Source organism: Oceaniradius stylonematis, assembly GCF_003149475.2.
Classification (GTDB): Bacteria; Pseudomonadota; Alphaproteobacteria; order Rhizobiales; family Rhizobiaceae; genus Roseitalea; species Roseitalea stylonematis.
The window spans coordinates 113,641-126,460 of record NZ_QFWV02000005.1; the positions used below are offsets into that span (position 1 = coordinate 113,641).

Genomic DNA, 12,820 nt, shown 5'->3' on the forward strand with positions numbered 1-12,820 from the left:
TCAAAAACGCATGCAGCCAGTTGTAGGCCAAAAGCCGGTGAAAACCAGCGCCGGCGGTCACTTCGGCGTCAATTCGCCGTGTGCTCCACATCAAAGCGCATTATCGTGGTTGGCCGGCGCGACCGATGACAAAGGTATCCGATGACCGCTTCCGCCCTTGCAGCAGCCGGCCTTTATGCCGGGCTCAACATGCTGATCATGTTCTGGCTCGCCAACGCGATCGGCGTGTTGCGCCGCGGTCACAAGATCGCGGTCGGCGATGGCGGCAACAAGCATCTGGCCAAGATCATGCGCGGGCAGGCGAACGCGGCCGAGAACATGCCCCTTTTCCTGATCATGCTGGTGATCGCCGCGGCGACCGGCATGTCGGGATGGCTCGTCCATCTGTTCGGCCTTGCCTTTACCGCCGGCCGGGCGCTGCATGCTTGGCATTTCATCCAGCCCAAGGCACCGCTCTGGCAACGGTTCGCCGGGTTTGGCATTGCCGGGCTTTCAACCTTCATCCTGGCCATCTGGATGATCGTTGCCGGTCTGCGCGCGGCATTTGGGGGCTGACACCGCAACCGGCCAGACGCCGTCAGGGGCGCCTGATGGCAAAGGCCATGTTCTCGCCATTGACAGCGATGTAGCCGTCGGCGGTCTTCTCGAAGATCACGCAGCGCTGCGGCATGTTGGCCATGTTCAGGCATACCTGTTCGCCGTCGGACGTCCAGTTTCCGCGCATGTTCATCACACCACGGCGCATCTTGAGCGTGCCGTCGGGATTGAACGTCATTTCGCCGCGCCGGCCATTGAACATGGTCACCTGCCAAGGCTGGCCGTCGGCGATCTCGGTGACGCTTTCGGACGCAAATGTGGGTGAAACGCTCGCCCCACCGGCAAGGACGACGCAAGCGAGGACACAACTCGCGATGAAACGGGTGGACATGGCTCTCTCCGGCTGACCGCTTGACTGTGGCCAAGTATAGCCGGCCTCAAAGCCGATGTGGCGTTACGATTTCGCAATGTTGGCGCGAGCGAACCGTTCGAAGATGTCAGCCATTCAGGACACCCTTCATCGCCGGATAGAGTGCCAGATAGCGTTCATAGATCGGCCGGTACTTTTCGACATTGGCAGCGATCGGCTCGATCGTGCGGCCTGGCCGGACCATGGCGCCGATGCCCTCATCGATCGTTGAAAAATGGCCGGCGCCATGGGCGGCGAGCACAGCGGCTCCGGTCGAAGGCGCATCGGGCGACGAAGGCACGCGCACCGGCACGCCAGCCGTATCGGCATGGATCTGCAGCCACAGGTCGGATGCGGTCGCGCCGCCGCCCACCGTCATCTGCGAACTCTCATATCCGGCGCGCGCGAACGCATCGAGAATGGCGCGTGTGCCGAAACCGATCCCTTCCATGATCGCGCGGAAGATGTGGTGCTTTTCATGGGCCAGCGTCAGCCCGACGATGGCGCCGCGTGAAAGGGGATCGGTGTACGGCGTGCGGTTGCCCTGAAAATGGTCCTGCACGATCAGGCCGTCGCAGCCGGGCTCGAGCGCGGCGGCCCTGGCGTTCAGATCGTCGAAATCGAGCCCGCCGGTCAGCCGGCCGAGCCAGTTGATGATCGACCCGGTGGATGTCTGCCCACCCTCGACAACGTAACGGTCCGGATAGACGATATCGGGATAGGCACCCCAAACGCCGGGCGCGTGGACCGGTGCATTGGTGATGCCGAATTGCAGGTGCGACGATCCGGTGATCAGCGCCAGTTGGCCGGGCTGCGCGACGCCCAGCCCGATCATGCCGATCAGTGCGTCGGCGCCGCCCTGGACGATCTTGACCGAACGCGGCAGGCCGAGGGCTTCGGCCGCAGCCGCCGTCAACGTGCCGATGACCGCGCCGGGCGGAACGACGCGCGACGGCCATTTGTCCAGAAGCGCCTCCAGGCCCAGAGCCCTGACGAGGCTCTCGGGCGCGCCGCCGCGGTCGGTCGAGTGATGCCAGCGCAGGCCGACATTGTTGAGGCTGGCCGCCCATTCTCCGGTCAGCTTGTAGGTCAGATAATCCTGGTACTCGCAGATGCGGTGCGCGCGGTCGAATATCTCGGGCTCGTTGCGCTTGATCCACAGGGCCTTCGGGATCATCCACTCAGCCGAGACCGGCCCCTCACCGTTGCCGTTCAGCGCAAGCGCCGGATCGTCCGTGGCAAGCACCAGATCGGCTTCCTCGTTGGCGCGCACATCCATCCAGATCAGCGCCGGGCGCAGCGCATCGCCGTTCTCGTCGAGCGCAACGACGCTGCAACAGGTCGTCGCATAGGCGATCGCCTCGATCGCGTCTGCGGGAACGCCGGCCTCGGCAATCGCCCCGCGCGATGCACTGACGAAATTGGCCCACCAGTCCGCCGGGTCCTGTTCGGCGCGGGCGCCGGCCGAAAACTTCGTCTCGTAAGGGACTGCCACGCTGCTCAGGCATGCGCCGTCAAGGTCATAGATGCGCGCACGCAGGCTTTCCGTGCCCCCGTCTGCCGTCAGAAAGTATGCCACGTCTTTCTCCTCCCGCCGTCCGGCGGGCACGCCGTTTCCGGTCAGCCCTGCCGAAATGCCTCCAATGCCTTGCCGGCATACATCACAGCCGGCCCGCCGCCCATCTCGATCGCCACTTCGAGCGCCTCGATCAGGGCCGCCTCCTCGGCGCCGTGGCGCCGCGCGCCATCGACATGATAGAGGATGCAATCCTCACAGCCTTCGACAACCGAGATCGCCGTTGCGATCAGTTCCTTGTGGGCGGCACTGAACTGGCCGGGCTTCGTTGCCGCCTTGGCGACGCGCGCAAAGCCGTCGAACGTGTCCGGCGCGGCCTTGGCAAGAGCGCCCATGCGCGCCTTGGCGCTGCGCAGAGCTTCGTTGTGATCGGTCATGGTCGGTCTCCTGCGGTGAAAATGTCGAGTGTTTCAGGCAGCGCCTCGGCATGGGGCATATGGCCGGCACGCGGGAAGTGATGGACCGCGATGCGCGGCGAAAGGGCGGTTGCGTCCCGCCAGTCGAAAATACGGTCGCGATGGCCGACGAGCACGCGCACCGGCATGCGGGCGGACAGGCGATCGAGGGCGCCGATAATGCTGACGGTCTGGCCCCTTGGTCCGATCATCTGACCGGCCAGTGTCCTGAGGCGACCGCGTTTTTGCACATCGAAGATGTCGGCGACCGCCGCATCGGACAGGGCAGCCGGCGCCTCGGAAAGCATGCGCAGCAGGTGCGCCACCTCGCCGGGGCTCGCCGGATCGGCCATGCCGTCGACGAAGTCGGCGTTGATCGACAGGCCTATGCCGGCCGGCGCAATCAGACTCAAAGACGAGACGGGAAACGTCTCGGCGAGTGCCATGGCGGGGATGGCGCCGAGCGAGTGGGCGACAAGGTGAAACGGCTGGTCGCCGAACAGCGCGCGGACGAAATCGGGAAGCGGCGCGGCGAGCGCGTCGATGTCCGGCGCTTCGCGTTCTGTCGCACCGTGACCGGGCAGGTCGATGGCGACGACATGGCGGTCGGCCTTGGTAAGGCCGTTGATGAGCGAAGCGAACGTGGTGCGGTCGCCGGCAAAGCCGTGGATCAGAAGGATCGGCGTGCCGGTCGCAGGGCCTTTTTCGATGTAGGCGATCCCGTTGGCAAACCGCAGATCGTCCGATCCGCCCTGCCCTGTGCGCGTAACGTCACGGGCCTCGATGCGGCCGCGCCGGCCCGAACCTGTGAGCGTGGCAAGATCGACACCTTGCCGGCGCGCCAGCCGGCGCGCGACCGGTGTCGCCCGTACGGGACCGGTGCCGTTGGCGGCGGACAGTGGCGGCACCGGCATTGCCGCGTCGGGTTTTTCGGGCCGTACGGACGTTTCGGCGCCTGTCGATGGCGCGGCTGCCACTTGTTGCGCATCGGCGGCATCATCGGTGCCGGTCCAGTCGGGACCATCGCCGACATCCACCTTGGCTATTGGCGCGCCGACCTCGACCGTCTCGCCCACTTCCGCCAGCCTTTCGGTGAGCGTCCCCGCGCCGAGCGCCGGGAACTCGACCACCGTCTTGTCGGTCTCCACCTCGATCAGCGGATCGCCGCGCGCGAAACTGTCGCCCACATCGACCAGCCAGCCGACGATCTCGCCGCGTTCCATGGTCTCGCCAAGGCGCGGCATGGTCAGAATGGCGCCGCTCATACCAGCATCTTCCGTGCGGTTTCAGCAACGAGATCGGCCGACGGGACGGACGCCGCCTCAAGGGCGGTGGAAACGGAAATGGGCACATCCTCGCCGGCGACGCGGATGACCGGATCGTGCAGGAAATCGAAGCATTCCTCGGTGATGCGCGCCGACAGTTCGGCGGCAACGCCGGCGGTCAACGGGCCTTCGGAGACGACCATCGCCCGGCCGATCGGCTCGACGGCAGCCCTGATCGTTTCGAAGTCGAGCGGGTTGAGCGTGCGCAGATCGATCACCGTCGCCTCGATGCCCTGCCCGGCCAGCGCTTCGGCGGCCTGCATGACATAATGGACCTGACGCGAATAGGTGACGATGACGAGATCGGAACCGGTCCGCCGCACGACCGCCCTGCCCCAATCGGGCGGCGGCGCGTCGAGATCGACCTCATCGGACATTGCATAAAGCGCCTTGTGTTCGATGAAGACGACCGGGTCGGGCTGGCGCAGCGCCTGCCGCAAAAGATGGTAGGCGTCATAGACAGTGCCCGGCATCACCAGCCGCAGCCCCGGCGTGTGCATCACGTATGCCTCAAGGCTCTGGCTGTGCTGGGCGCCGGCGGAGCGGCCCGTGCCGCCCTGGGTGCGCAGCACCATCGGCACACCGATCTGGCCGCCGAACATGTAGCGGATCTTGGCGGCCTGGTTGCAGAGCTGATCCATCGTCATGCCGATGAAGTCGACATACATGAGTTCGGCGACCGGTCGCATGCCGGCCATGGCCGCACCGACCGCGGTGCCGACAATGGCGGGTTCGGAAATCGGCGTGTCGCGCAGCCGCTCGGGGCCGAACTCGTCGATCAGACCCTTGGTCACCCCGTAGGCGCCGCCATAGCGCCCGACTTCCTCGCCGATGACGAACACATCCTCGTCCTCGGTCATGGCGTCGTGCAGCGCCTTTCTGAGCGCGTCGCGGTAGGTCATTTGGGCCATGGCATCAGTCCCTTGCCAGCACGCGGTCGATGCGGTCGGCCAGCGGTTCCGGCTCCGGCTCGCCGACGGCAAAAACATCGCGGAACATGGACGAAAGCGGCGGTTCTTCCGACAAGTCGGCAAAATCGATGGTCGCATCCATCTCGGCGGCGGCCGCCGCGTCGATGGCATCGAGTTCCGCTTCGCCATGGCCCGCGTCGACAAGCGCCGCGCGGGCGAAGGCGATAGGGTCCTTCCGGCGGCCTTCCTCCTCCTCGCCGGGAGAGCGGTAGGGGCTCTTGTCCTTTCGGGCATGACCGAAGAAGCGATAGCAATCGATGGCGAGAAAGCCCGGCGTTCCACCGCGCGCCGCATCGACGATGCGCTGGGCGGCATCGCGGACGGCAACGACATCCAGCCCGTCGACCGTCTCGCCATTGAGGCCGAAGGCGACGGCGCGCTCGTGCAGGGCGGTCGCCTTGGTGGCCTGGTCGATGCGCGTGCCCATGCCGTATTGGTTGTTGATGCACACGAAGACGGTCGGCAGATCCCACAGCGCGGCCATGTTCATGCTCTCATACAAAATCCCCTGCTGCATGGCGCCGTCGCCGAAAAAGGCGATCGAGACGGCCCCGGTCCTGCGCTGTTGGGCCACAAGCGCGGCACCAACAACGGCGGGGATACCGCCGCCGACGATCGCGTTGGCGCCCAGATGGCCCAGCCCCATGTCGGCAATATGCATCGAGCCGCCCTTGCCGTGGCAATAGCCGGTCTGCTTGCCGGCGATCTCGGCCATCATGCGTTCCGGATCGGCGCCGCGCGCCAGGAAGATGCCGTGGCCGCGATGGTGCGTCGTGAAAGTGTCGCCATCCTTCATCGCCGCGCAGACACCGACAGCGGCGGACTCCTCGCCGATCGACAGGTGCAGCATCGAACCGGCGCTCAGGCCGCGCACGAACAGTTCGCCGACGCGCTCCTCAAAGGTGCGCACGCGCCGCATCTGGCGGTACAGGCCGAGCAGGTCGGCGTTCGAGCCGGTGGCGATGTGCGGCTTGGGTGCGTTCATCGGAGCCTCGCAATCGGTGGCGGCCGCGCGTGACTTGAAACCGCACGCGCCGACAAGACGATTAGAACGCGCTTGTTACAAATGTCAACAACAGATACATTTGTACGAGACTTTCGCTTGATCGCCCCGAACGGGAGGATAATTTGCGCCCATGAGCCGGATGACCGAGGGCCAATTGATGAGTCGTGCCGCCTGGCTCTACTATGTCGGCGGCCTGAACCAGGAGCAGACGTCGGCGCGCCTGGGGCTGACGCGCGCCCGGGTGAACCGGCTGTTGCAGCAGGCCCGCGAGACGGGCCTGGTCGCGATCACGGTCGATCGCCGCGACCTGGGTCTGTTGCCGGTCGAGGATGCGATCCGCCGGGAGTATGGACTTGATCACTGCATCGCCACGCCGGCGCTGGGCCTGACGGCGGCGGATCGGGCGGAGAACGCCGCTCTTGCCGAATTTCCGCTGCGCGCGGTCGGCTCGGCGGCGGCGACGTTTCTGCGCGACGCGCTGGCGGCCAAACCCGATGCCGTCGTCGGCACGGGCTGGGGCCGGACGCTGGCGCAGATGGCGCGGCACATGGCCGGCGTCAGTGCGCCCAAGGCGCGCTTCATCAGCCTGATGGGCTCGCTGACCGCCAATTCGGCGTTCAATCCGTTCGAGGTTGTCCAGTCTCTGGCCCAGGCGACGGGCGCCGAGGGCTATTTCCTACCGGTGCCGTTCATCGCCGACAGCGCCGCGGACCGCGACGTGCTCCGTTCGCAGCGGGCCGTCGTCACAACGCTCGAACTTGCCCGCTACGCCGATCTGGCGCTGATCAGTGTCGGCGAACTGACCGAGGCGTCGCTGCTGCGGCGTCAGGACATGATCAGCGCGGACGATCTGGCATCATTGCGCCGCGCGGGCGCTGTGGGCGATACGAACGGTATCTTCTTCGATGCCAGCGGACAGCCGGTCGACCATCCGCTCAATGCGCGGACGCTGGCGGTCGGCCTCGACGATCTGCGCCGCGCCGAGACGATGGTGCTTTCGTTCGGCATCGAAAAGATCGGGGCGACGCGCGCCCTGCTGAGAAGCGGTGTCGCCAAGGGGCTGATTATCGACGGCGACGCGGCGATGACGCTTGCCGAAGGGTTGCCTGGGGTCGAAGCCGCGCAGGAAACCTGAGCAGGTTTTCGCTCGCAACCGCCCAACATGGATGCCGCGTTTCAGGCGGCCGCGACGGAGGCCGAAGACGGATCGTGCGGCCCTCCCCGGTGGCGGAACCGCGCCGTCAGCGGATCGGCCTCGTAGTCGGCGACGAACCTGCCGCAACTGGCGGCAAGCCAGGCGACCCCGTCGATGATCGCGTCGGCCTTTTCGTCGGTCAGAAGGTAGCTGAGGTTGAGCCGGACCCAGCCGGGTTTTTCCAATTCATCGCCAGCGCCAATCCGTTCGAAGACATGTTCGGAGCGCGGCGCATCGATGCCGAGCAAGCGGTGACCGTAGGAGCCGGCGCATGCACATCCGCCGCGCGCCTGAATGCCGAGCACATCGCTGAGCATACGGGTGAAAAGCTGGTGATGGACGCGCCGCCCGTCCGGGCCGCTCACCCGGAACGAAAAGATCGGCAGCTGACCGTGCGTCGACGTGTTGCCGAGCAGTTCGAGCCCGGGCACGTCGCGCCATGCATCGATCGCCCTTTGCCTGAGTACCGCATTGCGCGCCGCGATCCGGTCGCAGCCGACGGCGTCGCGCGCGATCATCGCAAGCGCCGCGCGAATGTCGCCGATGACGTTGGGCGTGCCGGCTTCCTCCCGCGCTTCGACCGAGGGGCTGTAGACATGATCCCACGGGGAAACGAACGTCACCGTGCCGCCGCCCGGCGCCGTCGGCGTCGTGCGCGCAACGATCGTGTCACGCACGACCATGACGCCCGACGCGCCGGGACCACCGATGAATTTGTGCGGCGAGAAGACGATGGCGTCCTTGGCACAATCGGCGGCCGGCGTCATGTCCATGCCGAGATAGGGGGCGCCGCAGGCATAATCCCAGATCGCCAGCGCGCCGTGCGCCTTCAAGAGCCGCGTGACCGGGTCGGTATCGGTCAGGATGCCGGTGACGTTGGAGGCGGCAGAAAAGCTGCCGACGATCAGATCGGCACCTTTTGCGGCGACAAGCTCGGCTTCGAGCATGGCGAGATCGATACCGCCGCCGGCCGCTTCGCCGATCTCGCCCACTTCGGCGCCGGACTCGCGCCACGGCAATATGTTGGAATGGTGTTCGTACGGACCGATCAGCACGACGATCCGCTCGCCCGACGCCACGCGCCGGCCGATATCGAGCAGCCCGACAATGCGGTTGATGCCGGAGGTCGCGCCGCTGCCGGTGAAGACGGTGTGGCAATCGGGGCCGGCATTGACGGCATCGGCAATCACCGCCCGCGCGGCGGCGCGCATCCGCGTCATTGCCTGCCCGCAATGGGACGCTTCGGTGTGGCTGTTGGCATAACAGGGAAGCACACGCCGCGTGACGAAGTCCTCGATCTGCGCCAGCGCGCGGCCCGAGGCGACATAATCCGCATAGAGCAGCGGTTTTTCGCCATAGGGGGTCTCGAACGCCATGCCGTCGCCGATCAGGCCGGCGCGCTGGATCTCGACCGGATCTCCGGCGGCAAGGCCGGCGCGGAATTCATCGAAAACGGACATCGGTTTCTCCAAAATGTGGTGATGGAGGGTATCCCGACCAAAGGCGATTTTTCTCCCTTTTTGACACGGAAATTATCCGTTCTATGATGATTTTGATAGGTTGGAAGGCATAATATGGATGAGATTGATATTCAACTGCTCGAGACGATGCAGAGACAGCCGGACCTGTCACAGCGCGATCTCGCCGATCGGGTCGGCCTGTCACAGAATGCCTGCTGNCGGGCTCAGCCTCGTCGTTTTCACGATGATCCGGACGCGGAGCCATTCCGCGCAATGGCTGGAAACCTTCCGGCGGCATGTGTCCAACATCCCCGAGGTGACGGACTTCTTCCGCATCGGCGGCGATCAGGATTATCTCTTGAAGATCGTGGCGCGCGACATGGCCAGCTACGACCATGTCTACCAGCGCCTGATCGACAAGGTCGAACTGGATTCGGTCACCTCATACTTCACCATGGAGGCGATCATCGAAAATCGCGGCCTGCCCCTGCGCGCGGGGTGACACGCAATCGGCACCAGATCGTTCCGCCATCCGGCAGGCGCCGTCCAGATCGAAATCGATCACTCGCCGTAAGGCACCCAGACGTTCTTGACCTGGGTCGCCCGGTGCAGGAATGCGCGGCCATGGCCTTCGGGCTTTGTCCAGTCGCGCGCCATGCCGGGCTCGGTCCATGTCTGCTTGAGGTTGCCGGCCGAGCGCTGCTCCACCATCGCGATTCCATCGCGCGAGCCGAAGTACCACAGCCCGTCCACGCCATCATGATCGCCCAGCGTCTTGGCCAGTTCGTCGCGTTCGCCGGTGACGATGTTAATCACCCCGCCGGGCACGTCCGAGGTTTCGAGCACTTGGTAAAGGTCGGTCGCGGCCAGCGGATGGGTCTGCGAGGGGATTGCAACGACGCGGTTGCCCATCGCCACTGCCGGCAGCACCAGAGAGACGAAGCCGAGCAGCGGAAACGGCGTCGGGCAGGCAATGCCCATCACGCCGAGCGGCTCGTGCATGGCGAGCGTGACATGGGCGCTTTTCGTCTGGTGCACCGCGCCGTCGAACTTGTCGGCCTGGGCGGCATACCAGAAGCAGCGCTGGATCGCGGTTTCGACCTCGGTTTTGGCTTTCGCCGGGCTCTGGCCGAAACTCTTGAGCCGGTCGGTGAACTCGTCCGCCCGCGCCGCCAGGTTCTCTGCCAGATAGTAGAGTACCTGCGCGCGGTTGTGGCCGGTCGCCGCGCCCCAGCCCACCGCCTTGTGCGCGGCTTCGACCGCATCGCGAATGTCCTTGCGGTTGCCATGGCCGGCAAGACCGATCGCCTCGCCCTTCGCATTGGTGACCGGATAGGAATAGCCGCCATCGGGCCGTTTCTGCTTGCCGCCGACATAGAGCTTCGCCGTCCGGTCGATGCCGACCACCACGCCGCCGAGCCCCGGCGCGGGCGGGATCGCCGCCGGCGCGTCGTCCGCCTTGGGTGGTTTGGGCGCGGGGAAGGACAGATATTCCATCATCCCTTCGCGGCCGCCCTCCCGTCCGAACCCGCTTTCGCGGTAGCCGCCGAAGCCGGCGCCCGCATCGAACACATTGGTGCAGTTGATCCAGACGACGCCGGCCTTGAGGTCGGCGGCAATGCCAAGGCACAGATTGACATTTTCCGACCAGATCGAGGCGGCCAGCCCATAGCGGGTGTTGTTGGCGAGCGCGATCGCGTCGGCAGGCGTGCGGAAGGTGGTCAGCGTCGCCACAGGTCCGAAAATCTCTTCGGTCGCCAGCGTCGAGGCCGGTTCCACGCCGGTCGCCAGCGTCGGCGGGTAGAAGCAGCCGTCGGGCGCTTCGCCCTGATAGAGGTCGGCGCCCTCCGCGACGCCCTTGGCCATCAGTTCCTCGATCCGCGCCAGTTGCACCGGATGGACGATGGCGCCGACATCTGTCGACTTGTCGAGCGGGTCGCCGACCCGAAGCGCGGCCATGCGCTGCCTGAGCAGCGCGCCGAACCGTTCGGCAACGCTTTCGGCGACGAGGATGCGCGCGCCGGCGCAGCAGACCTGACCCTGGTTGAACCAGATCGCATCGACCACGCCCTCGACGGCGGCGTCCAGATCGGCGTCGGCGAAGACGATGAACGGGCTCTTGCCGCCCAGTTCCAGCGTCAGCTTCTTGCCGGACCCGGCCGTCTCGCGGCGGATCAGCCGGCCGACATCGGTCGAGCCGGTGAAGGCGAGCTTGTCGATGCCCTCATGGGCAACGATCGCGGCGCCGGTCGCGCCGTCGCCCGTGACGATGTTGACGACGCCCCTGGGCAGGCCGACCTCGTCGCAGATTTTCGCGAAAGCCAGCGCCGTCAGCGGCGTGTATTCGGCCGGCTTGAGGACGACCGTGTTGCCGGCGGCGAGCGCCGGCGCGATCTTCCAGGCCAGCATCAGAAGCGGGAAGTTCCACGGGATGATCTGGCCGCAGACGCCCACCGGTTTGGCGTCTGAAAACTCGGTCTCTGCGATTTCGGCCCAGCCGGCATGGTGATAGAAATGGCGCGCCACCAGCGGCACGTCGATGTCGCGCGCCTCGCGGATCGGCTTGCCATTGTCGATGGTTTCAAGAACCGCCAGGAAGCGGGCGTGCTGCTGGATGCGCCGGGCGAGCGCGTAGAGCCAGCGGGCACGCTCATGGCCGGACAGGCCGGCCCACTTGCCCTGTGCGCCGCGTGCGGCCTTGACCGCCGCGTCGACGTCGGCGGCGGTGCCTTGCGTGATCTGCGCGATCGTTTCGCCCGTCGCCGGATTGGAGACCTCGAACGTGTCGCCCGGTCTGGTGAAGCGGCCGTCGATGAAATGGCCGAAACCGGCCTCGTGCACGGCCAGCCAGTCCTCGACGATATCGGCGCTCTCGGGCGCCGGGCCATAGTCCATGGTGTCGATCAGGTTTGCGATGGAAGTCATCGGGGCGTCCTCAGGCGATGGCGTGGCGGTGGCTGGCGGCATAGCGCCCGGTAACATGGTGCTCGAGCTGGCGTTCGATGTCGGCCAGCATGGACGAGGCGCCGAGGCGGAACAGGTCCGGCCTCAGCCAGTCATTGCCCAGTTCCTCCTTCATCAGGATCTGCCAGGCGAGCGCGTCCTTGGCGGTCTTCATCCCGCCGGCAGGCTTGAAGCCGACCCGGTGTCCGGTCTCCATGCCATAGTCGCGCAGGGCGCGGACCATGATCAGGCTGACCGGCAGCGTTGCGTTGACCCCTTCCTTGCCGGTCGATGTCTTGATGAAGTCGGCGCCGGCCTGCATCGCCACCATCGAAGCAGCATAGACGTTGCGATAGGTTTCGAGTTCGCCGGTGGCGAGGATCGCTTTCAGATGCGAATGCCCGCACGCCTCGCGCATCTGCGCGATCTCGTCATAGAGCGCGTTCCATTCGCGCTTGAGGACATGTTCGCGCGTGATGACGATGTCGATCTCGTCGGCGCCTTCCTCGACCGCATAGCGGATCTCCGCGAGCCGGATCGGCAGCGGCGTCAGGCCCGCGGGAAAGCCGGTGGCGACGGAAGCGACGGGAATGTCCGTGCCCTCAAGCGCGGCGACCGCATGCGGCACCATGGTCGGGTAGACGCAGACCGCGCCCGTCGTCAGGCCCATCCCGGCGATGCCGAGGCCCTCCAGGATGCGCGGGGCGAGCGGCTGTCGCGCCTTTGCGCAAAGCCGGTGGACGCGACCCTCCGTGTCGTCGCCCGAGAGCGTCGTCAGGTCGATGCAACGGATTGCGTTGACCAGCCACGCCGCCTGGTTGGCCTTCTTGACCGAGCGCCGTGCGGTGAGGCTGGCGGCGCGCCGTTCGGCGGCCGAGCGGTTCACGGCGTGACCCTCGAACATCTCAGGCGCCAGCGCGATGCCCGGATTACGCATCCGGTTGTGATCGGCCGTTGGTGGCACCGGGTCGAACACGGTCTGCGAATGGGCCGCAGTTGCAGC

At 66.1% G+C, this 12,820-nt stretch carries 11 protein-coding genes and 1 pseudogene; 3 read left to right on the forward strand and 9 right to left on the reverse strand.

Features of this window, described 5'->3' with window-relative positions; genetic code table 11:
* Positions 1-141: 141 nt before the first annotated feature.
* Complete coding sequence (locus tag DEM25_RS09540) at positions 142-555, forward strand: MAPEG family protein (protein WP_109766572.1); 414 nt, start codon at positions 142-144, stop codon at positions 553-555.
* A gap of 22 nt (positions 556-577) precedes the next feature.
* Here DEM25_RS09540 and DEM25_RS09545 read toward each other — a convergent pair whose 3' ends face one another.
* The 6 genes from DEM25_RS09545 to DEM25_RS09570 form a co-directional block, all read right to left on the reverse strand.
* Entirely contained in the window at positions 578-928 is a 351-nt protein-coding gene (locus tag DEM25_RS09545; RefSeq protein ID WP_109766571.1) for a ricin-type beta-trefoil lectin domain protein, read from the reverse strand.
* Positions 929-1,034: 106 nt separating this feature from the next.
* Positions 1,035-2,525, reverse strand: a complete 1,491-nt coding sequence (locus DEM25_RS09550) for an FGGY-family carbohydrate kinase (protein ID WP_109766679.1) — start codon at positions 2,523-2,525, stop codon at positions 1,035-1,037.
* Between the two features lie 41 nt (positions 2,526-2,566).
* Positions 2,567-2,899, reverse strand: a complete 333-nt coding sequence (locus DEM25_RS09555; protein WP_109766570.1) for a carboxymuconolactone decarboxylase family protein — start codon at positions 2,897-2,899, stop codon at positions 2,567-2,569.
* On the reverse strand, positions 2,896-4,182 hold the full coding sequence (locus DEM25_RS09560) for an acetoin dehydrogenase dihydrolipoyllysine-residue acetyltransferase subunit (RefSeq protein ID WP_109766569.1): 1,287 nt from the start codon (positions 4,180-4,182) through the stop codon (positions 2,896-2,898). The genes DEM25_RS09555 and DEM25_RS09560 overlap by 4 nt, the downstream gene beginning before the upstream one ends.
* Entirely contained in the window at positions 4,179-5,153 is a 975-nt protein-coding gene (locus tag DEM25_RS09565; protein WP_109766568.1) for an alpha-ketoacid dehydrogenase subunit beta, read from the reverse strand. Before DEM25_RS09565 ends, DEM25_RS09560 begins: the two co-directional genes overlap by 4 nt.
* A gap of 4 nt (positions 5,154-5,157) precedes the next feature.
* Positions 5,158-6,198 carry a thiamine pyrophosphate-dependent dehydrogenase E1 component subunit alpha gene (locus tag DEM25_RS09570; protein ID WP_245412850.1) on the reverse strand — a complete coding sequence of 347 codons (1,041 nt, stop codon included), beginning with the start codon at positions 6,196-6,198 and terminating at the stop codon, positions 5,158-5,160.
* Between the two features lie 151 nt (positions 6,199-6,349).
* Between DEM25_RS09570 and DEM25_RS09575 the strand changes: the two genes are divergently transcribed.
* Positions 6,350-7,354: a sugar-binding transcriptional regulator gene (locus DEM25_RS09575; protein ID WP_109766567.1), complete on the forward strand. Its 1,005-nt coding sequence runs from the start codon at positions 6,350-6,352 to the stop codon at positions 7,352-7,354.
* Between the two features lie 41 nt (positions 7,355-7,395).
* Here the strand turns inward: DEM25_RS09575 and DEM25_RS09580 are convergent, their stop codons facing one another.
* Positions 7,396-8,874 carry an aminotransferase class V-fold PLP-dependent enzyme gene (locus DEM25_RS09580; protein ID WP_109766566.1) on the reverse strand — a complete coding sequence of 493 codons (1,479 nt, stop codon included), beginning with the start codon at positions 8,872-8,874 and terminating at the stop codon, positions 7,396-7,398.
* 114 nt (positions 8,875-8,988) lie between these two features.
* Here DEM25_RS09580 and DEM25_RS09585 point away from each other — a divergent pair.
* Positions 8,989-9,376 (forward strand): annotated as a pseudogene (locus tag DEM25_RS09585) (Lrp/AsnC family transcriptional regulator).
* 59 nt (positions 9,377-9,435) lie between these two features.
* Here the strand turns inward: DEM25_RS09585 and DEM25_RS09590 are convergent.
* Positions 9,436-11,799: an aldehyde dehydrogenase family protein gene (locus DEM25_RS09590; RefSeq protein ID WP_109766677.1), complete on the reverse strand. Its 2,364-nt coding sequence runs from the start codon at positions 11,797-11,799 to the stop codon at positions 9,436-9,438.
* A gap of 10 nt (positions 11,800-11,809) precedes the next feature.
* Positions 11,810-12,754 carry a deoxyribose-phosphate aldolase gene (gene deoC / locus DEM25_RS09595; RefSeq protein WP_109766676.1) on the reverse strand — a complete coding sequence of 315 codons (945 nt, stop codon included), beginning with the start codon at positions 12,752-12,754 and terminating at the stop codon, positions 11,810-11,812.
* Positions 12,755-12,820 lie beyond the last annotated feature (66 nt).

Bases quoted from the DNA above. Each gene is read 5' to 3' on its own strand.
- DEM25_RS09540 (WP_109766572.1), top strand. From the start codon at position 142: ATGACCGCTTCCGCCCTTGCAGCAGCCGGCCTTTATGCCGGGCTCAAC.
- DEM25_RS09545 (WP_109766571.1), bottom strand. From the start codon at position 928: ATGTCCACCCGTTTCATCGCGAGTTGTGTCCTCGCTTGCGTCGTCCTT.
- DEM25_RS09555 (WP_109766570.1), bottom strand. From the start codon at position 2,899: ATGACCGATCACAACGAAGCTCTGCGCAGCGCCAAGGCGCGCATGGGC.
- DEM25_RS09560 (WP_109766569.1), bottom strand. From the start codon at position 4,182: ATGAGCGGCGCCATTCTGACCATGCCGCGCCTTGGCGAGACCATGGAA.
- DEM25_RS09565 (WP_109766568.1), bottom strand. From the start codon at position 5,153: ATGGCCCAAATGACCTACCGCGACGCGCTCAGAAAGGCGCTGCACGAC.
- DEM25_RS09570 (WP_245412850.1), bottom strand. From the start codon at position 6,198: ATGAACGCACCCAAGCCGCACATCGCCACCGGCTCGAACGCCGACCTG.
- DEM25_RS09575 (WP_109766567.1), top strand. From the start codon at position 6,350: ATGAGCCGGATGACCGAGGGCCAATTGATGAGTCGTGCCGCCTGGCTC.
- DEM25_RS09580 (WP_109766566.1), bottom strand. From the start codon at position 8,874: ATGTCCGTTTTCGATGAATTCCGCGCCGGCCTTGCCGCCGGAGATCCG.
- DEM25_RS09590 (WP_109766677.1), bottom strand. From the start codon at position 11,799: ATGACTTCCATCGCAAACCTGATCGACACCATGGACTATGGCCCGGCG.
- deoC (WP_109766676.1), bottom strand. From the start codon at position 12,754: ATGCGTAATCCGGGCATCGCGCTGGCGCCTGAGATGTTCGAGGGTCAC.